This is a genomic window from Pandoraea cepalis, from assembly GCF_902459625.1.
GTDB lineage: Bacteria > Pseudomonadota > Gammaproteobacteria > Burkholderiales > Burkholderiaceae > Pandoraea > Pandoraea cepalis.
On the sequence record NZ_CABPRY010000001.1, the window covers coordinates 454,493 to 481,413 of the forward strand.

Annotated in this window: 25 protein-coding genes and 1 pseudogene; 14 read left to right on the forward strand and 12 right to left on the reverse strand. The window is 62.8% G+C overall.

Annotated elements, in window-relative coordinates:
* Window positions 1–263: 263 nt before the first annotated feature.
* Both PCE31107_RS01995 and PCE31107_RS02000 read right to left on the reverse strand, forming a co-directional pair.
* Entirely contained in the window at window positions 264–458 is a 195-nt protein-coding gene (locus PCE31107_RS01995) for a DUF2905 domain-containing protein (protein WP_017235747.1), read from the reverse strand.
* 28 nt (window positions 459–486) lie between these two features.
* Entirely contained in the window at window positions 487–1,701 is a 1,215-nt protein-coding gene (locus PCE31107_RS02000) for a class I SAM-dependent methyltransferase (protein WP_150606164.1), read from the reverse strand.
* A 258-nt stretch (window positions 1,702–1,959) separates the two neighbouring features.
* Between PCE31107_RS02000 and PCE31107_RS02005 the strand changes: the two genes are divergently transcribed.
* From PCE31107_RS02005 to glmS, 5 genes are all read left to right on the forward strand, one after another.
* Window positions 1,960–2,811, forward strand: a complete 852-nt coding sequence (locus tag PCE31107_RS02005; RefSeq protein WP_246181684.1) for an SDR family oxidoreductase — start codon at window positions 1,960–1,962, stop codon at window positions 2,809–2,811.
* Between the two features lie 21 nt (window positions 2,812–2,832).
* Complete coding sequence (locus PCE31107_RS02010; RefSeq protein ID WP_150551021.1) at window positions 2,833–3,228, forward strand: dihydroneopterin aldolase; 396 nt, start codon at window positions 2,833–2,835, stop codon at window positions 3,226–3,228.
* Window positions 3,229–3,241: 13 nt separating this feature from the next.
* On the forward strand, window positions 3,242–4,186 hold the full coding sequence (gene ttcA / locus PCE31107_RS02015; protein WP_150606856.1) for a tRNA 2-thiocytidine(32) synthetase TtcA: 945 nt from the start codon (window positions 3,242–3,244) through the stop codon (window positions 4,184–4,186).
* Between the two features lie 111 nt (window positions 4,187–4,297).
* Window positions 4,298–5,659, forward strand: coding sequence for a bifunctional UDP-N-acetylglucosamine diphosphorylase/glucosamine-1-phosphate N-acetyltransferase GlmU (glmU, locus tag PCE31107_RS02020; RefSeq protein WP_150606166.1), 1,362 nt, complete (start codon window positions 4,298–4,300; stop codon window positions 5,657–5,659).
* 118 nt (window positions 5,660–5,777) lie between these two features.
* Entirely contained in the window at window positions 5,778–7,607 is a 1,830-nt protein-coding gene (gene glmS / locus PCE31107_RS02025) for a glutamine--fructose-6-phosphate transaminase (isomerizing) (protein ID WP_150606168.1), read from the forward strand.
* Between the two features lie 219 nt (window positions 7,608–7,826).
* Here glmS and arsN2 read toward each other — a convergent pair whose 3' ends face one another.
* The gene (gene arsN2 / locus PCE31107_RS02030; protein WP_150606170.1) at window positions 7,827–8,282 is read right to left on the reverse strand and encodes an arsenic resistance N-acetyltransferase ArsN2; all 456 of its coding nucleotides are present in this window, start codon (window positions 8,280–8,282) and stop codon (window positions 7,827–7,829) included.
* Window positions 8,283–8,579: 297 nt separating this feature from the next.
* Between arsN2 and arsH the strand changes: the two genes are divergently transcribed.
* The 3 genes and pseudogenes from arsH to PCE31107_RS02045 all read left to right on the forward strand — a co-directional run.
* A complete protein-coding gene (arsH, locus tag PCE31107_RS02035) occupies window positions 8,580–9,350 on the forward strand; it encodes an arsenical resistance protein ArsH (RefSeq protein WP_150606172.1) in 771 nt (256 codons plus the stop codon).
* A 12-nt stretch (window positions 9,351–9,362) separates the two neighbouring features.
* Entirely contained in the window at window positions 9,363–9,683 is a 321-nt protein-coding gene (locus PCE31107_RS02040) for an ArsR/SmtB family transcription factor (RefSeq protein WP_150606858.1), read from the forward strand.
* A pseudogene (locus PCE31107_RS02045) lies at window positions 9,684–9,839 on the forward strand (VOC family protein); the annotation flags it as partial. It abuts the gene before it with no gap.
* Window positions 9,840–9,914: 75 nt separating this feature from the next.
* On the opposite strand, the gene PCE31107_RS02050 reads toward PCE31107_RS02045, so the two are convergent.
* Window positions 9,915–10,256: an ArsR/SmtB family transcription factor gene (locus PCE31107_RS02050; RefSeq protein ID WP_130024620.1), complete on the reverse strand. Its 342-nt coding sequence runs from the start codon at window positions 10,254–10,256 to the stop codon at window positions 9,915–9,917.
* A 204-nt stretch (window positions 10,257–10,460) separates the two neighbouring features.
* Here PCE31107_RS02050 and PCE31107_RS02055 point away from each other — a divergent pair, with 204 nt between their 5' ends.
* Together PCE31107_RS02055 and arsB are read left to right on the forward strand one after the other, a co-directional pair.
* Window positions 10,461–10,976, forward strand: a complete 516-nt coding sequence (locus PCE31107_RS02055) for an arsenate reductase ArsC (RefSeq protein ID WP_130024621.1) — start codon at window positions 10,461–10,463, stop codon at window positions 10,974–10,976.
* 2 nt (window positions 10,977–10,978) lie between these two features.
* Window positions 10,979–12,052, forward strand: a complete 1,074-nt coding sequence (gene arsB / locus PCE31107_RS02060; RefSeq protein ID WP_150606174.1) for an ACR3 family arsenite efflux transporter — start codon at window positions 10,979–10,981, stop codon at window positions 12,050–12,052.
* A 151-nt stretch (window positions 12,053–12,203) separates the two neighbouring features.
* Here the strand turns inward: arsB and arsC are convergent, their stop codons facing one another.
* Entirely contained in the window at window positions 12,204–12,632 is a 429-nt protein-coding gene (arsC, locus tag PCE31107_RS02065) for an arsenate reductase (glutaredoxin) (RefSeq protein ID WP_150606176.1), read from the reverse strand.
* Complete coding sequence (locus PCE31107_RS02070; protein WP_150606179.1) at window positions 12,629–13,711, reverse strand: ArsO family NAD(P)H-dependent flavin-containing monooxygenase; 1,083 nt, start codon at window positions 13,709–13,711, stop codon at window positions 12,629–12,631. The genes arsC and PCE31107_RS02070 overlap by 4 nt, the downstream gene beginning before the upstream one ends.
* A 362-nt stretch (window positions 13,712–14,073) precedes the next feature.
* Between PCE31107_RS02070 and PCE31107_RS02075 the strand changes: the two genes are divergently transcribed.
* A complete protein-coding gene (locus PCE31107_RS02075; protein ID WP_150606181.1) occupies window positions 14,074–15,033 on the forward strand; it encodes a GlxA family transcriptional regulator in 960 nt (319 codons plus the stop codon).
* 79 nt (window positions 15,034–15,112) lie between these two features.
* Here the strand turns inward: PCE31107_RS02075 and PCE31107_RS02080 are convergent, their stop codons facing one another.
* Window positions 15,113–15,439, reverse strand: a complete 327-nt coding sequence (locus PCE31107_RS02080) for a DMT family transporter (RefSeq protein ID WP_130024625.1) — start codon at window positions 15,437–15,439, stop codon at window positions 15,113–15,115.
* 81 nt (window positions 15,440–15,520) lie between these two features.
* Complete coding sequence (locus PCE31107_RS02085) at window positions 15,521–16,507, reverse strand: SLAC1 anion channel family protein (protein ID WP_150606183.1); 987 nt, start codon at window positions 16,505–16,507, stop codon at window positions 15,521–15,523.
* Window positions 16,508–16,817: 310 nt separating this feature from the next.
* Here PCE31107_RS02085 and PCE31107_RS02090 point away from each other — a divergent pair, with 310 nt between their 5' ends.
* The 3 genes from PCE31107_RS02090 (at window position 16,818) to PCE31107_RS02100 (ending at window position 21,509) form a co-directional block, all read left to right on the forward strand.
* A complete protein-coding gene (locus PCE31107_RS02090; RefSeq protein WP_150606185.1) occupies window positions 16,818–18,848 on the forward strand; it encodes an aconitase family protein in 2,031 nt (676 codons plus the stop codon).
* A 123-nt stretch (window positions 18,849–18,971) separates the two neighbouring features.
* On the forward strand, window positions 18,972–20,096 hold the full coding sequence (locus PCE31107_RS02095) for a nickel/cobalt efflux protein RcnA (RefSeq protein ID WP_150606187.1): 1,125 nt from the start codon (window positions 18,972–18,974) through the stop codon (window positions 20,094–20,096).
* Between the two features lie 315 nt (window positions 20,097–20,411).
* Window positions 20,412–21,509 (forward strand): saccharopine dehydrogenase family protein, encoded by a 1,098-nt coding sequence (locus tag PCE31107_RS02100; RefSeq protein WP_150606189.1) that lies wholly within the window; start codon window positions 20,412–20,414, stop codon window positions 21,507–21,509.
* 85 nt (window positions 21,510–21,594) lie between these two features.
* On the opposite strand, the gene PCE31107_RS02105 is transcribed toward PCE31107_RS02100, so the two are convergent.
* The 4 genes from PCE31107_RS02105 to PCE31107_RS02120 all read right to left on the reverse strand — a co-directional run bounded on the left by PCE31107_RS02105 (window position 21,595) and on the right by PCE31107_RS02120 (window position 26,870).
* The gene (locus PCE31107_RS02105; protein WP_150606191.1) at window positions 21,595–22,671 is read right to left on the reverse strand and encodes a porin; all 1,077 of its coding nucleotides are present in this window, start codon (window positions 22,669–22,671) and stop codon (window positions 21,595–21,597) included.
* 100 nt (window positions 22,672–22,771) lie between these two features.
* A complete protein-coding gene (locus PCE31107_RS02110) occupies window positions 22,772–23,842 on the reverse strand; it encodes an ABC transporter ATP-binding protein (RefSeq protein WP_150606193.1) in 1,071 nt (356 codons plus the stop codon).
* Window positions 23,835–25,598 (reverse strand): ABC transporter permease, encoded by a 1,764-nt coding sequence (locus PCE31107_RS02115; protein ID WP_150606195.1) that lies wholly within the window; start codon window positions 25,596–25,598, stop codon window positions 23,835–23,837. Before PCE31107_RS02115 ends, PCE31107_RS02110 begins: the two co-directional genes overlap by 8 nt.
* Before the next feature lie 168 nt (window positions 25,599–25,766).
* A complete protein-coding gene (locus PCE31107_RS02120) occupies window positions 25,767–26,870 on the reverse strand; it encodes an ABC transporter substrate-binding protein (protein WP_150606197.1) in 1,104 nt (367 codons plus the stop codon).
* Window positions 26,871–26,921 lie beyond the last annotated feature (51 nt).

Genomic DNA, 26,921 nt, shown 5'->3' on the forward strand with positions numbered 1-26,921 from the left:
CTTTGATTCGTGATTGAATTATTTGTTGCATGGTAATTTTTTTGCAACAAATGATCAAATCGTAGTTAACCCTAGCGATGGTTGCCATCCGGCGCACCGCGATGACGGCGACGCGCGCAGACATGCGTCGGGCCGACGATCGGCGGCGGATCGGGGCTGCGGGTGGACGCGCGGAGCGGGGGGGCTGGCGGCGCCGGGGGAAACCGAGAGGCGCGTGCGGGGTTGGCGGATGTTGCAACAGGTGTTGCGTCGCTCGCCAGTGACTACAGCAGGCGAATCAGCAGATTGAAGACGAGCGAGAGCACGACGGTCGAGGCGAACGGGAACACCATTTCGCGGCCGCGCCAGCGAAGGCGCAGATCTCCGGGCAACCGGCCGATGCCGAGCTTGGTGAGCCACGGCGAGGCCGCCGAGAGGATGCAGATCGCGATGAAAATCGTGAACATCCAGCGAAACATATCGGTGTGGCCTCGCGGTGAAGGGGGGTCAGAGGGCGTGGCTACGGTCGCCGGTGGCGAAGCCGAGCAGGCCCGCCCACTCGTCCATGCCGCGACCGAACGCGATGACCTTGAAGAGTTCGCCCATCTCGGCTTCCGAGAGCAGCTTCTGCGCGGCGGCGGCGGCCGGCAGGAACACCTTCGGATCGGACGGATCGAGTGCGCTCATCAGCTCGATGATGCCGGCGTTCATCAGGAATCGGGCTTGCGAGGTGAAGCCCAGCAGATCGAGACCGGCTTCGACGCCGGCATCGGCAATCCCTGAAAACTCCACGTGAGCCGTGATGTCCTGCAAGCCGGGGTAATAGAACGGATCGTCGTGCGCGTGGTGGCGGTAGTGGCACATCAAGGTGCCGTCTGCGCGCTGCGGATGATAGTACTCGCGCGCGGGAAAGCCGTAGTCGACGAGCAGCAAGACGCCGCGCGCGAGCAGGGGCGCCACGCTGCGCACGAATGCCGAGGCGGCTTCGTGGGTCTCCGTCCGATATTCCTGCGTCGGCGGCAGATCGGCCAGCGCGTCGAGGGCCTGCGGCAATGGGCCGGTATGGCGATGGGCGTCCCAGGCGAAACCGTCTTGCGTACGCACTACGCCACGTTCGAACCAGACGGGCTGCCCAGTGTCGTCCGGGCGGCGTGTCCACAGGCGCACCGGCATGGCGTCGAGCACTTCGTTGCCGAGCATCACGCCGTGAAAGGCGTCGGGCAACCGGTCGAGCCACGTGACACGATCGAGCAGATGCGGCGCGGTGCGGGCAATGGTTTCGCGCTGGCGCGCTCGCAGCTCGCCGGAGAGTTCCATGATCGAGTAGCGCTCGCAGGGCGTGCCTTCGGCGTCGAGCGCGAGCAGCAAGTCGGCCGCCAGACGCCCGGACCCAGCGCCGAATTCGAGCACCTGCGCGTCGCCCGTCTGTTCGAAGATCTCACCGATCTGACGGGCCAGCGTGCGCGCGAAAAACGGCGTGAGCTCCGGCGCCGTGACGAAGTCGCTTCCGTCGGCGGCCAGGCGCCCGAATTTCGCGGCACCGGCGGCGTAGTAGCCGAGGCCGGGCGCGTAAAGGGCCAGTTCCATGAAGCGATCGAACGGCAGCCAGCCGCCGGCCGCGTCGATGGCGTCGGCAAGATAGGCCGTGAGGCGGCGCGAGTGTTCGAGCGCGTCCGGCTCGGGAACGGGTAAACTATGGGGTTTCGGTGCGGCCTGATTCATGCGGGCATTGTAGCGGAGACACCGTCGGCCGGCTGCTTTGGTTGGCATTGACGTGTCTGCGGACGATTTCTGGGTGATTTTTGACAGTTTTCGTCAATTTTCAGTCGTTTTTTCGCGGTTTTCGCCAGTGTTCGCGGTGCATGTCCGCTGCATGGATGCCGCGCGAGGGCGTCGCGAGCGACGGCGCCGAGCATGGATCCAAGCCCATCGCCGTCCGAAGTGCATCGACCCAACCGCCCTCTGACAGGAATTCGCCGCATGACCGTTGCATCGACGCCACGCCCTACGTCCGCCGCAGGTGATGCCGCCTGCACGCCGGCTGTGCCGCCGGTGCCACGTGTCGCGCTCGTGACGGGTGGCGCGCGTCGGATCGGCCGCGCGATCGCGCTGCGGCTCGCCGGTGCGGGGTGGGACGTCGCGGTTCACTACGAGCGTTCGCACGACGAGGCGCTCGAGACCGTCGCGGCCATCGAGGCGCTGGGGCGCCGGGCGGTCGCGTTGCAGGCATCGCTGGCGGATGAAGCCGCCACGGCCGGGCTCATCGGCCGGTGTGCCGAGGCGCTGGGCGTGCCCGCTTGCCTCGTCAACAATGCCTCGCGCTTCGAGTACGATAGCGCGGGCGATTTCGGCTATCAGGCGCTGGAGCGCCACATGCGCGTGAATGCGGGCGCACCGCTCGTGCTCGCGCGCGAGATGCATGCCGCATTGGGCGAGTCGGGGCGAGGCGTCGTCGTCAATCTGCTGGATCAGAAGCTGGCGAATCCGAACCCTGATTACCTGTCGTACACGCTGTCCAAGGCCGCGCTGGCGGTGGCCACGACGTTGCTTGCCCAGGCGTTCGCGCCCCGCTTGCGCGTGGTCGGCGTGGCGCCGGGCGTGACGCTGCTGTCGGTCGACCAGACCCCGACGGGCTTTGCGGCGGCACATGCGGCCACGCCGTTGGGCGCATCGTCGACGCCGGAGGACATCGCGCAGGCGGTGGCGTATCTGGCCGACGCGCCTGCGGTGACCGGCACCGTGTTGTATGTCGATGGTGGGCAACATCTCGCGAGTTCGTCGCGGGACGTGAAATTTCTGACCGAGCCGGCCGATGCCGACCGGTCTCGTTGATTGTCATTAAGAGTTTTCAAAATGCATAGCGCTCTTTCCCACCCTCGCCTGATGGACTGCCGTCGCATGTTCCTGCGCGACTACGAAGTGTTCATCAACATCGGCGTGCACGATTACGAGAAGCGTGGCGAGCAGCGCGTGCTGATCAATGTGCAACTGTTCGTGCCGCTCGCCGAGAGCACGCCCTTGGCGGACAAGCTCGACGAAGTGGTCGATTACGACTTCATGCGCGAGACCATTGCCAAGCGCGTAGGGCTGGGCCACATCCACCTGCAGGAAACCCTGTGCGACGACGTCGCGAGCGCGCTGCTCGCGCATCCGCGTGTGCGCGCCGTGGGCGTGTCGACCGAGAAGCCCGACGTCTATCCCGATTGCCACTCGGTCGGCATCGAAGTGTTCAAGATGAAGGATGTTTGACATGAGTGCCGTCATGCCCGAGACCGGCGCGCCGCTGGTCGCGACCGGAAACGTCGCCCCCGATAGCGTGAAGAAAGCGCAGAAGCTCGCGTTCGAGAACAACAAGCTCGAGAAGCGGCTGTTCCGTCTGACGGGACAGGCCATTGGCGACTACAACATGATCGAGCAGGGCGATCGTGTGATGGTGTGCATGTCAGGCGGCAAGGACAGCTATGCCATGCTCGACATCCTGCTCAAGCTTCGCGAGCGTGCACCGATCGACTTCTCGATCGTTGCCGTCAACCTCGACCAGAAGCAGCCCGGTTTCCCGGAACATGTGCTGCCCGACTACTTCCGTTCCATCGGCGTGGATTTCCACATCGAGAATCAGGACACATACTCGATCGTCAAGCGCGTGGTGCCCGAGGGCAAGACGACGTGCTCGCTGTGCTCGCGCCTGCGTCGCGGCATTCTCTACCGCGTGGCGGGCGAACTCGGCGCGACCAAGGTGGCACTGGGCCACCACCGCGACGACATCATCGAGACCGTCTTCCTGAATCTGTTCTACGGTGGCAAGCTCAAGGGCATGCCGCCGAAGCTGCAGTCGGACGACGGCAAGAACGTGGTGATCCGCCCGCTCGCCTACGTGCGCGAATCGGATCTCGAACGCTACGCCGAGTACAAGCAGTTCCCGATCATTCCGTGCACGCTGTGCGGCAGCCAGCCGAACCTGAAGCGTGCCGAGATGAAGTCGCTGATTCGCCTGTGGGAGAAGCAGCATCCCGGGCGCATCAAATCGATTTTCAGTGCGCTGTCGAACGTGGTGCCGTCGCATTTGATGGATACGAACCTTCACGACTTCAAGAGTCTGCGCGCGACGGGGCAGCCCGATCCGCTCGGCGATATTGCGTTCGACGAAGCGCCGTGCGGCGACGAGAACGACGCGGGCATCATCCGGATTACGCAATTCGACGACTGATCGCGAGCGGCTTCATTCGCGGCATCGACACCCGAGGCGGCCTGCCGGACAAACCGGCGCGCTCGCCTGACCCTGACACACGAACTTCCACTTTCGAATCGTCACGACACCATGAATATTGTGATTCTCGCTGCCGGCATGGGAAAGCGCATGCGCTCGAAGCTGCCCAAGGTGTTGCAGCCGCTGGCCGGCCGGCCGCTTCTGTCGCATGTGATCGCGACCGCACGCAAGCTCACGCCGGGGCAGCTCATCGTGGTGATCGGACACGGGGGTGAGGCCGTGCGCGACGCAGTGGCCGGCGACGGCGTGCATTTCGCCGAGCAGGCACAGCAGTTGGGCACCGGACACGCCGTGCAACAAGCGGTGTCGCTGCTCGACGAATCGGTGCCGACGCTGGTGCTCTACGGCGACGTGCCGCTCACGCGCCCCGAGACGTTGCAGGCGCTGCTCGACGCTGCGGGCAGCGAGAAGCTGGGCGTGCTCACCGTCGATCTGGACAACCCGACGGGGTATGGCCGGATTGTGCGCGACGCGGCGGGCAACGTGCTGCGCATCGTCGAACAGAAAGATGCGAACGAGGCCGAACTGGCCATTCGCGAAATCAACACCGGCATCATCGTGGCGCCGACGCGCGCGCTCAAAGGGTGGCTGGCGGGTCTGAAGAACCAGAACGCGCAGGGCGAGTACTACCTCACCGACGTGATCGCGTGTGCGGTCGCGGACGGCGTGCCGGTCGTCACCACGCAACCGGCCTTCGCGTGGGAGCCCAACGGCGTGAACGACAAGGCGCAGCTCGCCGAGCTTGAGCGCGACTACCAGCGCAATGCGGCGGGCGCGCTGCTGGCGGCGGGCGTGACCCTGATCGATCCGGCGCGTTTCGACCTGCGCGGCGAGATCGCGTGCGGCACCGACGTCTCGATCGATGTGAATTGTGTGTTCGAAGGCAAGGTGACAATTGGCGATGGCGCGACCATCGGTCCGAACTGCGTGATTCGCAACTGCACCATTGGCGCGGGCACGCGCATCGAGGCGTTCAGTCACCTGGACGGCGCCGTGGTGGGCGCCGACGCGCACGTGGGGCCCTACGCACGTCTGCGACCGGGCGCAGATCTGGCCGACGAGGTGCACATCGGCAACTTCGTGGAAGTGAAGAATGCGTCGCTCGCGAAGGGCTCGAAGGCCAACCATCTGGCGTATGTCGGCGACTCGACGGTGGGCGCGCGGGTCAATATCGGCGCGGGCACCATCACTTGCAATTACGATGGCGCGAACAAGCATCGCACGGTGATCGAGGACGACGTCTTCATCGGCTCGGACACGCAGCTCGTGGCGCCGGTGACGGTGCGGCGCGGCACGACGATCGCCGCCGGCACCACGGTGTGGAAGGACACGCCGGAAGATTCGTTGGTGCTCAACGGCAAGACGCAGGAAGCGAAGACGGGTTACCTCCGTCCGCGCAAGCAGAAGCAGTAAAATCGGCGGTTATGGACCGGCGTGCGAAGCAGTCGCAAGCACAGGCGCGCGCCGGCGAGTCAAAACGGATTGAATCCGATCGAATGCGCCAGGGTTTCTGGCACGAAGGGAAACGAATATGTGCGGCATTGTCGGCGCGGTAGCGCGACGTAATGTAGTACCGGTGTTGGTCGAAGGGCTGCGCCGTCTGGAGTACCGTGGCTACGACTCGTGCGGCGTCGCGGTATTGAAGGATGGTGTGCCGCAGCGTGCGCGCAGCGTATCGCGCGTGGCGGATCTCGATGAGCAACTGGCGCAGACGCATCTGGGCGGCGAGACGGGCATTGCCCACACCCGCTGGGCGACGCATGGCGCGCCGATCACGGACAATGCGCATCCGATCTTCTCGCGCGACGACGTGGCGCTGGTGCACAACGGCATCATCGAGAACCATGAGAGCCTGCGCGACGAACTGCGCGGTCTGGGCTATGAGTTCGTGTCGCAGACCGACACCGAGGTCATTGCGCACCTGGTGCATCACCTGCTGTCGAACGGCGCCGCGGGCGATCTGTATCACGCGGTGCGTCTGGCGACGCGCCGTCTGCACGGCGCCTACGCCATCGCGGTGTTCCGCAAGCAGGAGCCGCACCGCGTGGTGGGCGCGCGCGCGGGGTCGCCGCTGGTCGTGGGCGTGGGTGAGGGCGAGAACTTCCTCGCGTCGGATGCGCTGGCGCTGGCCGGCACGACCGATCAGTTCATCTACCTGGAAGAGGGTGATGTCGTCGAACTCACGCTTGAGGGCGTGAAGATCGTGGACCGTAACGATGTGGCCGTCGAGCGCGAAGTGCGCACGGTGCAGGCATACACGGGTGCGGTGGAGCTGGGTCCGTATCGTCACTACATGCAGAAGGAAATCTTCGAGCAGCCGCGTGCGATCGGCGACACGATGGAGGGCGTGGAAGGCATTTCGCCCACGCTCTTCGGCGAGAAGGCCGAAGCGGTGCTCCGCAGCGTCGACTCGATCCTGATCCTGGCGTGTGGCACGAGCTATTACTCGGGCCTGACGGCCAAGTATTGGCTGGAGTCGCTGGCGCAGATTCCGACGCAAGTGGAAGTGGCGAGCGAGTATCGCTATCGCGACAGCGTGCCGAATCCGAAGACGCTGGTGGTAACGATTTCGCAGTCGGGCGAGACGGCCGACACGATGGCGGCGCTCCAACATGCGCAGTCGCTGGGCATGACGAACACGCTGGCGATCTGCAACGTGGGCACGAGTGCGATGGTGCGTCAGACGGCGCTGCACTACCTCACGCGCGCGGGGACGGAGATCGGCGTGGCGTCGACGAAGGCGTTCACCACGCAGTTGACGGCACTGTTCTTGCTGACGCTGACGATTGCGAAGCTGCGCGGGCGATTGACGGCGGCGCAGGAAGCCGACTATCTGACGCAGTTGCGTCACTTGCCGGCAGCGCTGCACAGCGTGCTGGCGTTGGAGCCGCAAATCATCGCGTGGGCGGAGGACTTTGCGCGTCGCGAGAATGCACTGTTCCTCGGGCGCGGGCTGCATTACCCGATCGCGCTGGAAGGCGCGCTCAAGCTCAAGGAAATCTCGTACATTCACGCCGAGGCGTATCCGGCCGGCGAACTCAAGCATGGTCCGTTGGCGCTGGTGACGGAAGAGATGCCGGTGGTGACGGTCGCGCCGCGTGATGCGCTGGTCGAGAAGCTGAAGTCGAACATGCAGGAAGTGCGTGCGCGTGGCGGCCAGTTGTATGTATTCGCCGACGCGGACACGCAGATCGCGAACGCCGACGGCATCCACGTGATTCGCATGCCGGAGCACTACGGCCAGCTGTCGCCGATTCTGCACGTCGTGCCGCTGCAATTGCTCGCGTATCACACGGCCTGTGCGCGCGGCACCGATGTCGACAAGCCGCGGAATCTGGCCAAGTCGGTGACGGTGGAGTGAGGCGGGAAGGGCTGACGGATGGCTTGGCAACTTCGATTAGTTGCACTTAAGTCATTTGGAGAAGTTTCGCTTTGGGCCACGAAAAAATCCCGGACGTTCATATGGGATAAGGCTGAAGCGAAACTTCCCGAGCGAGTGCTCTCGCCCCCCTCACACATCCCGGCTGCGTTTCCGAATGCGCCGAAAATGACGTGTGCCCGGTTGCGACTCGTTGTGGCGTTACGCGCGCAATGTCTTGGACATGCAGGTCGCGGATGCCGGGCAAATGCTGGCGAATTGCGAACTCGCCTGTAGCGCTTGCGGCGCGGCGCTTCGGTCCACAATCACGTATCCCGCACGGGCAAAGAACGGGCCCGCTGTGGTGGTCAGCAAGTAAAGGGCTTCCATGGCTTGCTGCCGGGCTTCCGCTTCCGCCGCAGTGACCAGCGCACGCCCAATCTGCATACCTCTGGCGCTCGACGTAACGGCGAGCGAGCGCAATAGTCCGACGGGACCGTAGGCTTCTAACCCGGCACTTCCGACGACTTCCCCATCGCTTGTTGTCGCGACGAGAAAGGCTATCCGTGTCGGCTCAGTGATGTCCTCCCATGGCAAGTCGCACTTTGCCAGGAGCGCTCGTATCTGAGGAAGGTCCCTTGCCCCCGCCCGTCGGATTGTGATGCCACGTTCGTCCATCGCGATTGACTCCGGTGAAACGTCAGGCCGCGAGCGCGACACGCAAATGGAAGTGCGGCGTTTGTATCTGTGCGAGTCCAGCCCATGTCGCCGCCAATCCGCTCTCCGCGTTTGACGGGGAAGGGCTTGAGGGCGGCTGATTCAGCGGCGAACTCGACGCGTTGGGTTCCATACCGGGGTGTCCCCTCGCTTCACATGGATTGCTTGGTCTGGAACGGCGACTTTCGGCGATTCTACTTGCAATTATTTGATATTTCCATAAATATCGAACAATAGGATGCTCAACGGACCGATTCAATGACCCCCCCTGACCCGAACGGAACAACCTTTCCGGCTGCAAAGACGGAATATCTCGACACGTCCATCGCGGCACGCCTTGGCATGCCAGGCGCCGCACCGGTGCGGATCCTCCTTTTGTATGGCTCGCTGCGCCAGCGCTCGTACTCCAGGCTGCTCGTGGAAGAGGCCGCCCGCTTGCTCCAACGGTTCGGTGCTGAAACGCGCATCTTTGACCCGCGAGGGTTGCCGTACCCGGACGAACCGGGCGTTGAAGACCATCCGAAGGTCAAGGAGCTACGCGAGCTCTCCATCTGGTCTGAGGGCCAGGTCTGGTGCAGCCCCGAGCGTCACGGGACGGTTTCTGGCGTCCTGAAGACGCAGATTGACCAGTTGCCTTTGTCGATGGGCGGGATCCGGCCGACTCAAGGACGCACGCTTGCGGTGATGCAGGTCAGTGGCGGCTCGCAGTCGTTCAATACCGTGAATCAACTGCGCCAGTTGGGCCGTTGGATGCGTATGTTCACCATCCCCAATCAGTCGTCGGTCGCGAAGGCCTACGATGAGTTTGATGACGCCGGCCGTATGAAGCCGTCGCCGTACTACGACCGCGTTGTGGATGTGATGGAAGAGCTCGTGAAGTTCACGCTGTTGCTGCGTGGGCGCGCGGACTACCTCGTCGACCGATATAGCGAACGAGCCGAGAAGGGGCGGGTGCTCGATGTGAACGCAGACTTGGCGTCGCTCGCGATGGGGATGAACGCAACACCGCAACATGAAGAGGTGGAGTAAGCGGTGGCCAATATTGATTCGATGCGTGCTGTAACCGCGCTCGCCGCGCTTGCTCAGGAGTCGCGCCTCGCGGCGTTCCGATTGCTCGTGACGGCCGGGTCTGCGGGCATGAACGCGGGGGCTATTGCCGATGCGCTCGGTACGCCGGCCCCGAGCTTGTCATTTCACCTGAAGGAATTGACCCACGCGGGCCTTATCGAAGGCCATTCGCAGGGGAGAAACGTCATCTACCGGGCGAACTACGAAAACATGCAGACGCTCATCGATTTTTTGCTGGAGAACTGTTGCGCGGCCGAAAAATGTGGCCGCGCTTCCAGCGTGGCGGAGATGTAAATGAAGCGGTTTCACGTACATGTTGTCGTGCCGCGCCTCGACGAAAGCGTACGATTTTACAGTGGCCTGTTCGGCGCAGACCCTACCGTGCTGACAGGCGACTATGCCACGTGGATGCTGGAAGACCCGCGCGTCAATTTCGCGATCTTGTCCCGCTGCTGCTGAGCGTCGTGCAGATGCGAAATGGCCGCCTGATCAAGCGGCCATTTTCTTGTCTTCGTGCATGGAGGGTCAGGCAGCGACCGCCTTCGGTTTGCACTTGACCGTCTTCTTCGGCGTACACGCCTCGGCACCTTGGCAGCAATTTTCCGTCAGGAAGTCGATGAGCCTGTTCATGTGGTCAATCGCCGGTGCGTAATAGATGAATCGCCCCTCCTGGCGCGACGTGATAAGGCCGGAGTGGGCCAATTCCTTCAGGTGGAAGGACAACGTGGCGCTCGCGAGACCGAGGGCCTCTTGAATCACGCCAACGCTGAGCCCGTCCGGCGCGGCTGTGACGAGCAGGCGAAAAACCGCAAGGCGAGTAGGCTGCGCCAAGGCGGCAAGCGCTTTGACTGCGTCGTTTTCCTTCATGATGCTGGGTCGCATTGGTTAAGCAACCATTCTAAGCCTATCGCGATGGCTATGGCACGTGAGCTGCTTCCGATAGCCCGACCCGGTGAATGGGGTAACAGCCCGGTGACTTACCGTCCCCAAGTCGGTTGTCGGACGCCAACATTTCGATTATATTGGAAATATAGATTTAATTCGGCCAGGCCCAACCCGCGGAGAATTATCGTGACCGAACAACGCAAATACAACGTCCTCTTCCTGTGCACGCACAACTCAGCGCGCTCGATTCTCGCGGAGGCCGCGTTGAACGCGCTGGCCGGTGACAGATTTGTCGCCTACAGTGCGGGCAGCCATCCGGGGAAGGCTCCGAATCCGCACGGTATCGCGTTGCTGCGCTCGCAGCACATTTCCGTTGAAGGGCTCCGGAGCAAGAGCTGGGACGAGTTTGCGGTCGACGGCGCACCACGCATCGACTTCATTTTCACCGTTTGCGATGACGCGGCAGGTGAAGTCTGCCCGATTTGGCCCGGTCATCCGGCCAAGGCCCACTGGGGTGTGCCCGACCCTTCGCAGGTCGAGGGTAGCGACGAGGAAAAGCGCCGGGCTTTCCTGAAGACCTTCGTGCAGCTCAAGAAGCGCATCGAACTGTTCACAAACGTGTCGCTCGACAAGCTCGACCGTATGGCGGTTCAGAAGGAGATGCAGAACATCGGCACGTCGTTGCGCGAGAAAGGGGAGTAAGGATGTCGGACAGTCAAACCGTCGATACGCCGTCGGAGAAAGCTGCGGGAGGTATCGGGTTCTTTGAGCGATACCTGTCCGTGTGGGTTGCCCTGTGCATCGTCGCTGGTATCGGGCTCGGCAAACTGATGCCCGGCGCCGTGCAGTCGATTTCCGCGCTCGAGGTCGCTCACGTCAATCTGCCGGTGGGGCTCCTCATCTGGGTGATGATTATCCCGATGCTCCTGCGAATCGACTTCGCCTCGCTGGGTAAGGTTCGCAGCCAGCTCAGGGGGATCGGCGTCACGCTCGTTATCAACTGGGCGGTGAAGCCGTTCACGATGGCGTTCCTCGCGTGGGTATTCGTGCGGCACGCGTTCGCCTCGATGCTGCCGGCCGACCAATTGGATAGCTATGTTGCCGGCCTGATTCTTCTGGCTGCCGCGCCGTGTACGGCGATGGTATTCGTCTGGAGCCAACTGACGAAAGGTGACCCATACTTCACGCTCTCGCAGGTAGCGCTGAACGACCTGATCATGGTCTTCGCGTTTGCGCCGATTGTCGGACTGTTGCTGGGCATTTCGAACATTGCCGTGCCGTGGGATACGCTGCTTACTTCCGTGGCGCTGTATATCGTCATCCCGGTCATCATCGCGCAGCTCATTCGCAAGATGCTGCTGGCCGGAGGGGAACCTGGCTTTCAGCGCGCACTTGCCAAGATTGGGCCATTCTCCATTGCAGCGCTGCTGCTCACGCTGGTGCTGCTGTTTGCTTTCCAAGGTGAGCAAATCATTGAGCAACCGGGCGTTATCGTGCTTCTCGCGGTGCCCATCCTGATTCAGGTCATCATCAACGCATCGCTTGCCTATCTGGCCAACCGCAAGCTCGGTGTCGCCCATGAGGTCGCTGCGCCGTCGTGCCTGATTGGGGCCTCGAACTTCTTCGAGCTGGCTGTGGCCACTGCAATCAGCCTCTTTGGCCTCAAGTCAGGCGCAGCCCTGGCAACGGTTGTCGGGGTTTTGATTGAAGTGCCGCTCATGCTTGCGGTCGTGAAGGTGGTGAACGCTTCCCGACAGTGGTATCAACGTCAGTCGTAAGGTCACCCGGCAGGCCGCGAATTCGCGGCCTGCCGCATTTTGATACGACCTCGTGCGATTCATGGCCGGCATCGGTGATGCCGACCTCAAGGTTGTTCTAACGTGGATTCTGGCAGGCGCACCGAAGCAGTAGCGCGCCTGAACTCGCTGATCACCCCTTGATGAGGCGGTTGCCTGCACTGTCGACGACGACTTCACCGTCTTCCTTGGTGAAGGCACCCTGTTGCGGCGCCTGCAAGATATCCAGAACCACCTCAGACGGACGGCACAGTCGCGCACCGAGGTCAGTCGCAACGATAGGCCGATTGATGAGGATGGGGTGAGCCATCATCGCATCCAGAAGCTGGTCGTCCGTTACGCCTTGTTCGCCCAGCCCCAGCGCTGCGAACGGCGTGCCTTTCTCGCGCACGACCTCGCGCACCGAGAGGCCCGACCGCTCGATGAGATCGACGAGTTGGTCTCGCGTGGGAGGATTCTTGAGGTATTCAATGACTTCGGGTTCGATACCGGCATTCTGAATCATGGCCAGCGTGTTGCGCGACGTCCCGCAATCGGGGTTGTGGTAGATGGTGACCTTCATGAGCTACTCCGTTCTCGAATTGATGCAAGGTATTCGGCAACCTGATTGGCCGTGTCTCGAGCACTACGCATCACGCCGATGAGCGTTGCTGACGCGAAGCCTGTCCACTCGCCATAGCCCACGAGCCATAGTCTGGGTTCGCGAACGGCGTGAGTGCCTTCGGTTGCTACGCGTCCGTCGCCTTCGAGCACCCCTAACCCGTCCAAGTGGTCCAGGGCTGGCCGGAAGCCGGTGCACCAGATGACGACATCCACGGGCGAGTGAGAACCGTCCGCCCAGACCACACCGTCTGCGACGAAGCGCGAGAACGGCCGTACCGAGTGGAGTACACCCCGTGCCCTGGCTTCCTTTACGCTCTTTACCATGACGACGTCGCCGAGACCGCCGGTAGGTGCCGGGGCCGGTCTGCCTTCGCTTTGTGCTTTCCACTTTTCCGTCGCGCGCTCGAAAAGCACTCTGCCATCCACGTCATCCGGCAGGAAAAGTGGCTCGTCTACCGTAACCCATGTCGCGTTACAGGCCTGCGACACCTCCGCCAATATTTGGGCGCCCGAGTTGCCACCTCCAACGACCAGGACGTTCTTACCGTGAAGCGCATCGGCATTTCGGTAATGGGCTGAGTGAAGTTGCTCACCTTGGAACAGTTCCTGCCCGGGATAAGACGGGATGAAAGGCTTCTTCCACGTACCCGTGGCGCTAATCACCGTTTGTGCCAACCAGTTGCCGTCATTGGTTTCGACAAGCAGGCGCGTATCCGCCCGCTTCACAGAGGTCACGTGCACGGGACGTCGAACCGGAATTTGATATCGGCGTTCGTAATCGGTCAGATAGCGAACGATTTCGTCGCGCAACGGATATTCGCTCTCGCTGCGTGGCATTGGCCAGCCGGGGAGTGAGCTCCATTGCGCCGGCGAGAACAATCGCAGCGAATCCCATGCCTGCAGCCATGCGCCACCGGGAGCGGGCTGCTCGTCCAACAGAACGTAGTTCAAGCCGGCACGGCGGAGGAAGTAGGCGACAGCCAGTGCAGACTGACCGCCTCCAATTACGCAAACGTCGGTTGAATGGATTTGTTGCATCGTGAGTGTGGCCAAGTCCGCGACTAACCAATATTTCCATAATGCCGGAAATGTCGCCTTTATGCTCGGCGGTGTATCTCTGTCTCTTGAGAATGTGTGTTTGGATTGCCACGGTGCATGGGGATTCCTGATGGAGAGTCTTTACGCCGACAGCGCATGCTCTCAACATCCATTGTTCCGATTCGCGCCCCGGGGCGATTCAGGGAGCGTCATTCAGGGCGACGTAGCCCTGACATCAATCCGCTCATAGCGCGGCGCGATCGTTCCATCTCGGCCAGAATACGTGAATTCTCGGCCACGTTCTGGCGAGCGAGGGTCGAGGCAGCTACACTGGAATGTCATCGGGACTACAGGTCGCGGCCATGAAAGTTGCTGTGCTCACCTTTCCAAACGTGCAAATGCTGGACGTTGTCGGGCCAGTGGAAGTGTTTCACGAAGCGGCGCGACAAGCCGGCGCGCCGTCGACCTACCAGTTTGAAATTGTCTCCACGACGCCCGGCATGTTGCTGGCGTCCAACGGGATGCGGATCACACCCGACGCGACACTGGACACGAGCAGCGCGGATATCGATACGCTGTTGATCGCGGGCAGTCCATCGATGCAGCTGCTGGAGGACGATGCAGCCATCCGTCAGTGGATACTGCGTTACGCAAAGACGGCGCGTCGTATTGGCTCCGTCTGTTCAGGCGCGCTCCTTCTCGCGCGCGCGGGCTTGCTCGACGGGCGCAAGGCCACCACCCACTGGAACTACACGGCGCGCCTGAGCCGCCTGTACCCGAAGGTGGACGTCCAACCGGACCAAATTTTCGTCAGGGATGGTGGCATCTACACGTCAGCGGGCGTGACGGCGGGGCTGGACCTTGCCTTGGCGCTCGTGGAGGAAGACCTGGGGCGTGCCGTCGCCATGAAGGTCGCGCGTCAGTTCGTCATGTTTCTCAAGCGCCCCGGCGGGCAGTCGCAGTTCAGTGCGCATCTGAGCGCACAGGTGTCGGAGAAGAGCGCGATTCGCGACGTGCAGGAATGGGTGCTTCAGAATCTGTCCCAGTCGCTATCGGTCGAAGCGCTTGCGGAGCGTGCCGGAATGAGTGCGCGAAATTTCGCGCGCATCTTCAAACAGGAATGTGGCACAACCCCCGCATCGTTCGTCGAGGACGCCCGCATCGATGCGGCACGCAGACTGCTTGAGGAAACCAAACACCCCTTGAAGAAGGTGGCGAGTCTGACGGGTTTTGCCGATCCCAATGGACTGCGACGCGCCTTCCTGCGCAAGCTCAGTGTCTCCCCTGTGGACTACCGCCGACGCTTTCGGATGGCCGCCTAGCGGCATACGACCGACGCGTCGCCCCGCCTCGTGGGACCGTGCCGGTCGGCACGGCGCACCGATATCGCTTGGCGCGAAGCTAAGCAATCGCGCCGGCCGTAATGCGCAAGCCGACGACGCCGGACAGAATGAGCGCGATACATACCACGCGCGCCACCGACGCGGATTCGCCGAGGAAGATCATGCCGACAACGGCCGTTCCGGCTGCACCAATCCCTGTCCAAACTGCATAGGCCGTGCCGACCGGGAGCGATCTGAGCGACGTGTTCAACAACCAGATGCTGCCTAGTCCGGTGATGGCGGCATAGACGCTTGGCCAGAGCCGGCTGAATCCCGCCGACCATTTCATCCCGAAGGCGAAAGCAATTTCCAGAAGTCCAGCGACACTGAGCACGATCCAAGACATAGCGAATTACCGATGTAGCGTAGGGGCGATCAAAATGAAAACGCCCTCCGGGCAGAGGGCGCCGTGGCAGAGCCGGCAATTTCAGCCGACCAGAAGTCGATGAGTGAACAGGCGGTGCAACGTGCGCACGAAGAGCACGAGGATGGCAGCGCTCAGGAAGGCCAGGATAAGGCCGGCGAGCCCCTTGAGCACCCAGGTATCCGAGTAGGCCGCGTACTTGATGGCCGCATTGGACAGCGCCGCGATCGGGAAGCTGACGGCCCACCACGAGGCAGCGAAGGGAATCGATCGGCGGAAGACCTTGAGCGAGAGCGAGATGAACAGGAACAGGCCGAAGTAAAAGAGCAGGGCGGCAAACATGTCCACGTGGTGGGTGACGTTCACGTACGCCAGGAAGCCCACTTCGAACGGTGCAATCATGATGATCAGCGACGGCACCATGCCGGCCGGCAGCGGTTCATGATGCACCACGCGCGAGAAGATCATCGTGAAAAACACGAGCGCCATCATCGTGCCGATTGCTATCGAAAACATGTTCAGTTCGTGCGCCCATGCCATCGGCATCGTGCCGCCTGCCACGGCGATATCGAGTGTGGCAACGCCGGGAATCAACCAGGCCGGCGCCGCATGGGCCGGATCCTCCTTGCCTCGGAAGAGCCGACCCGCGATAACGAACGCGAGACCGATCGTCAGAATGGATCCGAGGGTCCAGATGACTTCGCCGAGCGCCGCGCTGTAGAAGCCGACGACGGACGAGAGCAGCAGCACCGCAATCGTGATGGTGCCGAAGAAGTTGCCTGCGACGGGATGATGGAATTCCGCTTTGACGACCGCGGGATACCGCGCCCACTTGATGGCGTAGCCGATTGACAGGGCCAGGAACGTGAGAATGGCGATGACGCCAATCCCCTCTGCGATTTCTACATCGGCGCCGAAGAGCTGATGTGCTCCACGCCACGCAAGCGACAGTCCGGAAATGCCCATGACTGACGCAAACAAATTGACGGGCAGGTGCTTTACCGAGCTACGCGGCTGAATATATTGCGTAGCGTTGGTGGCATGACTCATGATGTCCTCACTGACTTTCGGTCTTACGCCGGTGCCGCGGTGGCAACCCGGCTCGCTGGAGCGAAGCGTCGCTCGCGCCGTGAGGAAATTATGGGATGCGGTGCGCAAGACCGAAAGTGACGTAATGCGGCAATTCCTGCCAACGTTGTGGCAGACATTGCCATCTGCGGGGAAAGGCGCGCCAGCGATGTGTCAGAGGCGCGTCGCGCGCGCAAGCCGGGGCCTTCGCAAATCGGGATGGCGACCTGCATGAATCGGCACTTCAGGATCGCGTGAGCGTTCGGTACATTTCCGGGACCAGGAGCGCTGCATGACCGACCTTCACATTCCAGGCCGCATTCTCTTCCTCAGCGAAGACCCCGATACGATCGATGCCCAGCTTCAAGGGCATACACTGAATCTTGCGCAGGCGGGGTCGCTGCGCAACGATGTGTCGACCGACGAGATCACGCCGATTCCGGTGCTGACGTATTACGACGACCGTCTGGGACGCTATCCCTACGTCGGCCTGAAGGCCGGCGAGCGGACACCGATCGGCACGGACGGCGTGAAGCACGGCGGGTTCAGCGTGACAGTCGCTGGCAAACGCTACGGGAAAGGCTCCTCGCGCGAGCACAGTCCGGTCGCGGAACGTCGTGCGGGCATCGTCCTGGTCATCGCGGAAAGCTTCGAGCGCATCTATCGACAGAACGCCGACAACGTCGGCTTGTTCACGTCGACGGACTTCGGACTCATCGACCGAATCCAGCGGGGTGAAGCGATCGACATCGAGGAACTGGTGGCGCCGCGTGACACACTCGCTGCCGCGATTCTGAGGCACGGTGGCCTGCTCAAGTACGGCCAGGCGCGCATGCGCGACGTTCGCCCTTACGCCATGGCGAACACGTCGCCCAGGCCGCAGACCCTCGCGGAGAAGATTCTGTCGCGTCATCTCGTTGTGACCGACGATGTCGCCGGCGGCTTGCAGCCCGGCGTCGGCGGATTCGTGAGAGCCGACTGGCGTTTCATTCATGAGTACTACACGGGCATGTGTACCCACATGCTGCATGTGGCCTTCGGGCAACCGACGGTGCTCCACGCGCCGCAGTCAATCGTTGCCTTCGAAGATCATCTCTCGTATTCGAACCGTAGCCCGGTGCATAGCAAGGACGAGCTGATGACCGGTGTCTACCACTTGTCGAACGCGCATCGCGACTTCGTTCGCGAGTACGGCATTCGCCATCATGGCTACCTCGGCGACGCCGACGTGTCGGATGGAAATGGCTCCGAAGGCATTTCGCACGCCATCATGGCCGAGACGTATGCGTTGCCGGGACAGGTCGTGGTCGGCACGGACTCCCATACGCCGCATAGCGGTGCGGTGGGTTGCGTGGCGTTCGGCGTGGGAACGACGGACATGGCCAACAGCATGGTCACCGGTGCCGTGCGGTTGACGGTGCCTGAGTCGCTGCGCATCGATCTCGTGGGTCGGATTCCTGCGGGCGTGACGGCAAAGGACATCGTGCTCGAACTGCTCGCGGCGCCCCGCATCAAGGCAGGCGCGGGCGTGGGCAGGGTCTTCGAGTTCACGGGAGAGGCGATCAAGCAGTTGTCGACCGACGAGCGCGCTACGCTGACGAACATGACCGCCGAACTGGGCGGATTTACCGGCCTCGTTGCGCCGGACGAGGAAACGGTTCGATTCCTGCACGAACGCCGAGGGGTGACGTTCGTCATCGAAGACTGGATGCACAGTGATGAGGGCGCAGTCTACGCGGACGTCATTCGCATCGATTGCAGCGCGGTCGTCCCGATGGTGGCGCGGCCGGGCGATCCCGGGAACGGCGTGCCGATCACCGCCGTCACTGAAGGGCCGATTCGCTTCGACATTGCCTATGGCGGATCCTGCACCGCCGGCAAGCGTGAAGACTTCGACTATTACCATGCGGTCCTGTCATGGGCGGCGGAGCGCGGGCTGACGGTGCCCTCGCATGTGAAGTTGTATCTGCAATTCGGGACCGTTGCCGTTCGGGACTACTGCGAGCGTCGTGGCTACCTGAAAGCGTTCGAGCAGGTGGGCGCGGAATTGTTGCAGCCCGCGTGCGGCGCGTGTGCGAACTGTGGCCCGGGGTCGTCGACGCACGCCGAGCAGGTGACGATCAGTGCCATCAATCGGAATTTCCCAGGGCGCTCCGGACCCGGCAAGGTTTGGCTGGCCAGTCCGCCGACGGTCGCCGCGAGCGCCATCGCCGGTGAGTTGGTGTCGTTTGAGGAATTGCAGCGACGGTTCGGTGATCGCCTGCCGGACGCGCAGTCTCCATCGACGTCGCCGAGAGCGCTCCCTTCGTCTCCGCGTGCCTGAGCAATCCCCCGCCCTTGCGAGGGCTCGAGGGGCGGAGCGACGCGAGAAACGTGTAGAAAAAAGTGGCGCCGATATACTGGGGTGGAGTATATTGGCGCACCCACACTATGCACCTTCTCCGACATGGCCGACTTCGCCAACCTACTTCAACAGGGTAACGCGTGGCTTTTCATCCCCAGCGCAATCCTGCTCGGGGCGCTCCACGGACTGGAGCCTGGACATTCCAAGACGATGATGGCCGCGTTCATCGTGGCCATTCGCGGCACGATTGGGCAAGCGGTGTTGCTCGGCCTGTCCGCGACGGTGTCGCACACGGCGGTCGTTTGGGGCGTGGCGTTAGGCGGCTTGTATCTCGGCCGGAATTGGGACGCGCAAGCGACCGAGCCGTATTTTCAGATCGCCTCGGCGGTGCTGATCGTCGCCGTCGCCTGCTGGATGGTCTGGCGCACCTGGCGCGATCAACATCACCACGGTCATGACCACGACCATGATCACAGCCACGGCCACATCCACGAGCATGATGAGACGCGAGTCATCGATACGGGGCACGGTCTGGTCCGTCTGGCGATCTTCGAGGACGACGTGCCTCCGCGCTTTCGTTTGTCCCGCCAAGGAAATCACGGTCAGGATTGGGCGGCGGATAACGTACGACTCGAGACCGAGCGTCCGGGAGGCGCCAAGCAAACGTTTACGTTTGTGCCGCGTGACGGGTATCTGGAGTCTGTCGAAGAGATTCCGGAGCCTCACGCGTTCAAGGCGCGCCTGCTGCTGGAACACGGCTTCCATCGTCATGGCTACGATGTCGAGTTCGCGGAGCACGATCATTCGCATGGCGGCCTGGACGTGGCCTCGGACGAATACCAGGACGCCCACGAGCGGGCGCACGCCGACGACATCAAGCGCCGCTTCGCGAATCGGGACGTCACGACCGGGCAGATCGTCATGTTCGGTCTGACGGGCGGACTCGTGCCATGCCCGGCGTCGATTACGGTGCTGCTGCTTTGCCTTCAACTCAAAAAGTTCGCCCTGGGGGCGGGGCTGGTGCTGTGCTTCAGCATTGGACTGGCGCTCACCATGGTGGCCTCCGGCACGCTCGCCGCGCTCAGCGTCAAACACGTGTCCAGGCGTTGGAGCGGCTTCGGTGAGTTCGCGCGCAAGGCGCCCTATTTCTCCAGCGCCCTGATCGTAATGGTCGGCTTGTATGTGGGCTACCAGGGGTATCTCGGCTTGGCGACAGCGACTCACTGACACACCGCGTTTCGGCGATCGGCGGGCATCGTGCCCGCCCGAGTCCCCCTCCTTCCCCATTCCTCCGAACAGCTCATTGCGTCAAGGCCGAGCCGGCCGACGTTTCTTATGGGGGGGCAGCCCACAGAATCGTAGTTCGTCATGATGTTCGTCATTTCGGCAGGTAAATCACAAATTTCGACGAAATGACGCTACATATCATCCGACACTCTCCCTAGAATGGATGTGGCGGTGCTTGCACAAACGTCGAAGCCATCGATTCGGCGTGGTGCTGGCCAGCCCTGACGTTCGACGTTTCCATTCGAGGGGAAGACCATGAAGAAGATCGCCTTGCTTGGCGCGGGACACATCGGCCAGACCATTGCGCGCCTGTTGCACGATAGCGGCGAGTATCGGGTCACGGTTTTCGACCGCAACGCGCAGGCGGCTGCCGTGGTGCGCAACCATGCCCACACGTTCGTCGAACTGACGGGATGCGATACCGGCTCGCTGCAACGGGCCATCTCGGGCCACGATGCCGTCGTTAATGCGTTGCCCTACACCATGGCCACGAGCGCCGCGACGGCCGCGGTCGCAGCAGGGTGCCACTACTTCGATCTGACCGAGGACGTGGCCGCAACCCACGCGATCCAGCAATTGGCCGAGGGCGCGTCGACCGTGCTGATGCCGCAATGCGGCCTGGCTCCCGGATTCATCGCCATCGCGGCGCATCATCTCGCCGCCACGTTCGATCAGGTCGACTCCGTGAAGATGCGGGTCGGCGCGTTGCCGGCATTCCCCACCAACTCGCTGAAGTACAACCTGACGTGGAGCGTTGACGGACTCATCAACGAGTACTGCCAGCCGTGCGAAGCGATTCGCGACGGGATCCGGCTGAGCGTTCAGCCGCTGGAAGATCTCGAGCACTTTTCGCTGGATGGCGTGGAGTACGAAGCGTTCAACACATCGGGCGGATTGGGCACGCTATGCGAGACGCTCAGCGAACGCGTGCGCGATCTCGATTACAAGTCAGTGCGCTATCCGGGCCACGGCGCGTTGATGAAGGTGCTGCTCAACGAACTGCGCCTCAAGGACGATCAGGAAACGATCAAAACGATCCTCAAGCGCGCGGTGCCGAGCACCCTGCAGGACGTGGTCCTGATCTTCGTGGTCGTGAGCGGCCTTCGCCGCGGGGTGCTGACGCAGGAAGTCTTTGCGCGGAAAATCTTCGCCGAGCGCAACAACGGCCACAGCGCCAGCGCGATCCAGATCACGACGGCATCGGCTATCTGCGCGGCGCTCGACATGTTCTTCGGTGGGCAGTTGCCGCAGCGCGGCTTTGTGCGTCAGGAACAGATTGCCCTGGTGAATTTCCTCGCGAATCGGTTCGGCCAAGTCTACGCACACTCGACGCATATCGAATCCCTCTCCTGACGCCAAAGAGTGATCGCAAAAAAACACGACGACCCGGCAAGCGGCTTACCCACCACTGGCGCCGGGCCGTCGTCGAGGAAAAGCGTTAGAAGCGATGCTGGATGCCGGCGGTGACGCCGACCTGCGTATCGGCCGCACCGGTCAGGTCGCGCGACAGGCTCACGTTCTGACCATGTTTGGCGAACGCGTAACCGCCAGACAGGTACAGCGCGGTGCGCTTGGACATCGCGTATTGCGCGCGCAGCGAGATCAGCGTCGGATCCGCGTCGCTCGCATCCTTGATGTTCTGATGGTAGATCGCGCCGTACAACGTAAATGCCGGCGTGAAGTCGTAGGACCCGCCCAGCCAGTACATGTCGCTGCGCAGCGATGCGGTGCCTGCCGTCACAAACGTCTTCTTGTAGTTCCGGTAGCCCGCCATCACTTTCGCATGACCCAATCGGTAGCTCGCGCCGGCATGAATTCCCTGGATGTAGTCGGTCGTGTCGGCCGGCGCGACGCTACTGCCCGCGCCGTTCTGCCGGTCGTACGTGGCGACGAGCGCAAGCGGGCCGCTCTCGTAGCCGACAGCGAAGTCGTACTTCGATGAGGTCTTCGTACTGCCGGCCACATTGCCGAAGCCATACAACGCGCCGAACTTGAACCCGTTGAAATTGCCGTCGTATCGCACGGCGTTGGCCGAGCGCGAGAACAGTCCGTCCTTGCGTGCGCCGGTGGCCGTGGCACTGGTTGCCCACGAGTAGTTCGGCGCGTAGCCCATCGGATCGAACTGAAGCATGTAGTCGTACGTCGGCGTGAACGTACGACCGAGCGTGACCTGGCCCCATTGCTTGTGCTTGAGCCCAACCACCGCACGACGATCGAAGATCGCGCCGGGGCCATCGTCGAACTGACCGTTGACGAGGCTGATGCCGCTCTCGAGCTGGAAGATGGCCTTGAGGTCGCCGCCAAGGTCTTCGCTGCCCTTGAAGCCGAAGCGCGACGTATTCTTGCCGCCGGAGACGGCGCGTGCCGCGCCACCGGCGTCGCTGGCGTGATTCACATATTCCACCCCGGCGTCCATGATCCCGTAGATCGTCACATTCGATGCCGCTTGCGCCAGGCCGGCATTGAGCATGCCAAATGCGCTCAACGCGGCCAGGCCGATACTGCTTCTTTTCATGGGTGTCTCCTCTCTTCTGTTTCTCGTGGTGTTGCGCGGGAGAGCGCCCGCGCGTCGCGTGAAAAGGCAGGGGGCGCGCCGACGCGGCGGCGTGCCCGTGTCAGGCTTGCGCCTGCGCGAAGGCCCAACAATCGTTCGCCGGAAATTCCACCCAGTGATGGCCCGGCTCGCGTGCCACCTGGCCGAACGCGCGGAAGCGCAGCGATCCGCAATGGAACAGGTACTCCCAGCGGTCGCCGAGATACATCGACGTGACGAGCTGTGCGCTCACGCGGTTTTGGCCCGGGCCGTCGGCCACCTGTACGCGCTCCAGGCGAATGACAGCCTGCGCGTCCTGTCCCGGTGCGAGCGTGTCGCGCGCCCGGGCTTGCAGGGCGAAGCCATCGCCCGCGAGGGTGACGAGATCGCCGTCGACGGCACTCACCGTCGCATCGATCCGGTTGTTGCTTCCCATGAATTCCGCCGTGTACAGCGAGCGCGGCGCGCCGTAGAGTTCGGCGGGCGAGCCTTCCTGCTCGATGCGTCCGTTGCGCAGCAGCAGGATGCGATCCGACATCGCCATGGCCTCTGTCTGATCGTGCGTAACGCACAGCGCCGACAAGCCGAGCGAGACGATCAGCTCGCGCAGCCAAGCACGCGCTTCTTCGCGCAACTTGGCGTCGAGGTTCGAGAGCGGTTCGTCGAGCAGAATGACGGGCGGGTTATAGACCAGCGCGCGCGCAATCGCCACACGTTGCTGCTGACCGCCCGAGAGCTGGAACGGAAAGCGCGCTGCCAGATGACCGAGACCGAGCTGGTCGAGCGCGTTCTGCACGCGCTCGCGCCGCTCCGCCGCACCGACCTTGCGCAGCTTCAGGCCGTAACCGACGTTGTCGGCGACGGTGCGATGCGGCCACAGCGCGTACGACTGGAACACCAGGCCGAGCGAGCGTTGCTCGACAGGGCAGTCGATGCCCTGAGCGCCATCGAAGAAGACCTGATCGTCGAGGGCGATGCGGCCTTGCGACGGCTGTTCGAGCCCGGCCACCGCGCGCAGCAATGTGGTCTTGCCGCTGCCCGACGCGCCGAGCAGGCACACGACTTCACCGGCCTTGAGCTCGAACGACACGCCCTTGAGGATGGGGTTGGCGCCGTAGCTCAGGAAGAGGTTGTCGACGATGAGCTTATCCATGCAATTTGACTCCGAAGCGCAACGCCACGCCCAGACCGGCGCCGACCATCGCGATGTTGATGACAGAAAGCGCGGCGACCTGATCGACCGCGCCGGTCGCCCACAGCGACACGAGCAGCGAGCCGATGACTTCCGTGCCGGGCGAGAGCAAATAGACGGCGGTCGAATACTCGCGCTCGAAGATCATGAAGATGAGCAGCCACGCGGCGAGCAGGCCGAAGCGCACGAGCGGCAGGGTGACGTCGAGGCTCACGCGGCTGCGCGTGGCGCCGACGCTGCGTCCGGCCTCCTCCAGCTCCGGCCCGACCTGGAGCAGCGCACTTTGGATCAGACGCATGCCGTAGGCGAGCCACACGACCGTATAGGCCACCCAGATGCTCCACATCGAATTCTTGAGTTCGCGCAGTCCGGGCACGAACAGAAAGATCCACAGGAAGGCCAGACCGGCGAGCAGACCCGGCACGGCGCGCGGCAGCAGCACGAGATAGTCGAGCAGCTTCGTGGCCCAGTCGTTGCGTCGGTGTCCGGCGAATGCCACGAGCGAGTAGAAGCCGACCGCGATGGCGCCGCCGATCACGCCGATGCCCAGCGTGTTGAGGATGGCGCGCACCAGATTGTCTTGCTCGAAGAGTTCGGTGAAGTTTGCGAGCGTGAGCACATCGCTCAAGACCACGCCTTCGCCCCAATGCGTGACGAACGAGCGCAGCACGATGCCCGTGATCGGCACGAAGACCGTCACCAGCAGCCAGGCACCGACAATCGCCAGCGCGACCCAACGCCACACGCCCAGCGGCAGCACGGTCTGACGTCCCGCCTTGCCTTTGACTGTGACGTACTTGTTCGCGCGTTTGAGCAGGTGGCGTTGCAGCAGCACGAGCGGAAAGGTGATCGCGACGATGCACATCGCCACCGCTGCCATCAGGTGATACGACGGCACACCGAGCTTGTTGGTGAGCTTGTACAGGTACGTCGCCAGTACGAGGTGACCTTCGGGATCGCCCAGCACGAGCGGCAGACCGAAGACCTCGAAGCCGAGGAAGAACACGAGCACGCCGGCGAAGAGCAGGGCGGGCAAGGTCATCGGCAAGCTAACGTCAAGTGCCACCCGGAACGGTCGTGCGCCTGCCACGCGGGCCGCTTCTTCTACGTCGGAGCCAAGATTGCGGAGTGCGGCCGATGAGTAGAGGTACACGTGCGGCACGTGCGTGAGGCCGACGATCACGGTGATCGCGAAGATCGAGTAAATCGACCAGGGGGCGTCGAGGCCAGTGAGTTCGCGGAACCACACGGCGTAGAACCCGACGGGGCCGGCGGCCACGACGTAGCCGAAGGCGAGCACCATCGGCGAGACGAATACCGGCGTGAGCAGCAGCGGTTCGAGCCAGCGGCGGCCCGGCAGGTCGGTGCGGACCATGAGAAAGGCGAGAATGCCGCCGAGTGGGATCGAGATGAACAGCATCCCGAACGCGATGATGAACGAGTTCTTCACCGCCGACCAGAAGTCGGGATCGGCGAAGACGAAGCGGTAACCGTCGATGCCGAACGTGCGGTTGGCATCGAAGAATGGGGCCGAGAGCAGGCTCTGCACGACGATGAACGACAGCGGCAGCATCACGGCAACGGTGAGCACGGCGATGACCAGCCAGCGCGACGTGGCCGCGAGTGCGCGCCAGGGTGTTGTGCCGTGAGGTGTCGCCCCGGCAGGGGGGCGACCGGCAGGCACCGCAGAGCGCTCAGCGGTAGAAGATGACAGCATGAGGGTCTCCCTGCACCCCGCGGGGCGCATATCGAGAAAGGCTTGGGGAGAGGCAGGCCGCCGATGCGGCCGCCGGACTTAAGGGTGTTGCCGGTGACGCGATGACCGCGGGGCGGCGGCGCCCCGTCGTGTCACGTCAGCCATGAAGCGCATGCGACGGCGTGCCGCTCAGCGCTTGATGGACTGCTGCCAGCGCTTGAGGAATTCAAGACGCTTGGACTGATCGAGATAGACAAGCAGGCCCGCACCGATCGGAATCGGTTTGAGCGCCGAGCCGAGTTGTTGCGTGAGGTTCGCCATCGACGTCTCGCCGTCGACGTCCGCTCGAATCGAGAACAGGTTGGCCTGATTGGCGAGCAGCGTCTGGCCGCGCTTCGAGAGGAGGTAGTCGACCCAGAGCCTGGCCGCGTTCGAATGCCTGGCCTTCTTCGAAATCATGACGAGGCGGCTCACCACCTGCGTGTAATCGCGCGGATAAACGTAGCCGATGGACGGGTCCTTCTTCGCTTTGGCAAACGCGTACGAACCGAGGATGTTGTAGCCGATCAGGTTCTCGCCCGACGAGATGCGCTCCATCATTGCGCCGGTGCTCGATTGCAGCTTCGGGTTGAGCGCGCCGAATGCGGCCACCAGTTCCCACGTGACCTCCGGGTTCACGCGGGCGTCCTGCGTCAGATAGTTAAAGCCCACGCCTGACTTCTCGATGTCGTAGGTCGTCACCTTGCCCTTGAACCTGGCCGGATTCGCGTGCAGCAGCTTGATCAGTTCCATGCGCGTCTGCGGCACTTCGTTCGCCGGCAACAAGCGCTTGTTGTAGACGATGGCGAGTGGCTCGTACGTCGTGCCGTAGGCCTGCTTCTGGTACTGCGCCCATTGCGGAATGTGAGTGGATTCCGGCGATTCGTAGCTCGCGGTCATGCCGTCGTTCACCAGCTTGACCTGGAGGTCCATCGCGGAACTCCAGAGCACGTCGGCGCTGGTACTGTCGGCCGCGCTCTCGCTGATGTAGCGGTTGTACAGCTCGGTGCTGTTCATGTCGTTGTATTCGACCTTCACACCGTACAGCGACTCGAAGTCCTTGATGAGCGGACGCACGAGCGCCGTATCCGTCACCGAATACACGATGAGCTTGCCTTCCTTCCTGGCCGCGTCGATCGTGGCCTGATAGTTCGCCGGATAGCCTGCGGGCACCTGCGCATGGGCTGCGGGCATGGCGGCTGCGAAGAGCGCTGCGGTCGCGACCATCGCGCCAAGCGATTGCTGTTGCTTCATGTCATCCTCCGGAAGACCCCTTGAATGGGTTTGTCGTTTTCGTGTGGCGCA

What these genes read in the sequence shown, in the direction of transcription:
- PCE31107_RS02090 (WP_150606185.1), top strand. Translation starts at nt 16,818, where the DNA reads ATGACCGACCTTCACATTCCAGGCCGCATTCTCTTCCTCAGCGAAGAC.
- PCE31107_RS02110 (WP_150606193.1), bottom strand. Translation starts at nt 23,842, where the DNA reads ATGGATAAGCTCATCGTCGACAACCTCTTCCTGAGCTACGGCGCCAAC.
- glmS (WP_150606168.1), top strand. Translation starts at nt 5,778, where the DNA reads ATGTGCGGCATTGTCGGCGCGGTAGCGCGACGTAATGTAGTACCGGTG.
- arsH (WP_150606172.1), top strand. Translation starts at nt 8,580, where the DNA reads ATGACCCCCCCTGACCCGAACGGAACAACCTTTCCGGCTGCAAAGACG.
- PCE31107_RS02105 (WP_150606191.1), bottom strand. Translation starts at nt 22,671, where the DNA reads ATGAAAAGAAGCAGTATCGGCCTGGCCGCGTTGAGCGCATTTGGCATG.
- PCE31107_RS02115 (WP_150606195.1), bottom strand. Translation starts at nt 25,598, where the DNA reads ATGCTGTCATCTTCTACCGCTGAGCGCTCTGCGGTGCCTGCCGGTCGC.
- arsB (WP_150606174.1), top strand. Translation starts at nt 10,979, where the DNA reads ATGTCGGACAGTCAAACCGTCGATACGCCGTCGGAGAAAGCTGCGGGA.
- PCE31107_RS02075 (WP_150606181.1), top strand. Translation starts at nt 14,074, where the DNA reads ATGAAAGTTGCTGTGCTCACCTTTCCAAACGTGCAAATGCTGGACGTT.
- glmU (WP_150606166.1), top strand. Translation starts at nt 4,298, where the DNA reads ATGAATATTGTGATTCTCGCTGCCGGCATGGGAAAGCGCATGCGCTCG.
- PCE31107_RS02010 (WP_150551021.1), top strand. Translation starts at nt 2,833, where the DNA reads ATGCATAGCGCTCTTTCCCACCCTCGCCTGATGGACTGCCGTCGCATG.
- PCE31107_RS02100 (WP_150606189.1), top strand. Translation starts at nt 20,412, where the DNA reads ATGAAGAAGATCGCCTTGCTTGGCGCGGGACACATCGGCCAGACCATT.
- PCE31107_RS02070 (WP_150606179.1), bottom strand. Translation starts at nt 13,711, where the DNA reads ATGCAACAAATCCATTCAACCGACGTTTGCGTAATTGGAGGCGGTCAG.
- PCE31107_RS02000 (WP_150606164.1), bottom strand. Translation starts at nt 1,701, where the DNA reads ATGAATCAGGCCGCACCGAAACCCCATAGTTTACCCGTTCCCGAGCCG.
- ttcA (WP_150606856.1), top strand. Translation starts at nt 3,242, where the DNA reads ATGCCCGAGACCGGCGCGCCGCTGGTCGCGACCGGAAACGTCGCCCCC.
- PCE31107_RS02085 (WP_150606183.1), bottom strand. Translation starts at nt 16,507, where the DNA reads ATGAGTCATGCCACCAACGCTACGCAATATATTCAGCCGCGTAGCTCG.
- PCE31107_RS02005 (WP_246181684.1), top strand. Translation starts at nt 1,960, where the DNA reads ATGACCGTTGCATCGACGCCACGCCCTACGTCCGCCGCAGGTGATGCC.
- PCE31107_RS02120 (WP_150606197.1), bottom strand. Translation starts at nt 26,870, where the DNA reads ATGAAGCAACAGCAATCGCTTGGCGCGATGGTCGCGACCGCAGCGCTC.
- PCE31107_RS02080 (WP_130024625.1), bottom strand. Translation starts at nt 15,439, where the DNA reads ATGTCTTGGATCGTGCTCAGTGTCGCTGGACTTCTGGAAATTGCTTTC.
- arsN2 (WP_150606170.1), bottom strand. Translation starts at nt 8,282, where the DNA reads ATGGACGAACGTGGCATCACAATCCGACGGGCGGGGGCAAGGGACCTT.
- PCE31107_RS01995 (WP_017235747.1), bottom strand. Translation starts at nt 458, where the DNA reads ATGTTTCGCTGGATGTTCACGATTTTCATCGCGATCTGCATCCTCTCG.
- arsC (WP_150606176.1), bottom strand. Translation starts at nt 12,632, where the DNA reads ATGAAGGTCACCATCTACCACAACCCCGATTGCGGGACGTCGCGCAAC.
- PCE31107_RS02095 (WP_150606187.1), top strand. Translation starts at nt 18,972, where the DNA reads ATGGCCGACTTCGCCAACCTACTTCAACAGGGTAACGCGTGGCTTTTC.
- PCE31107_RS02050 (WP_130024620.1), bottom strand. Translation starts at nt 10,256, where the DNA reads ATGAAGGAAAACGACGCAGTCAAAGCGCTTGCCGCCTTGGCGCAGCCT.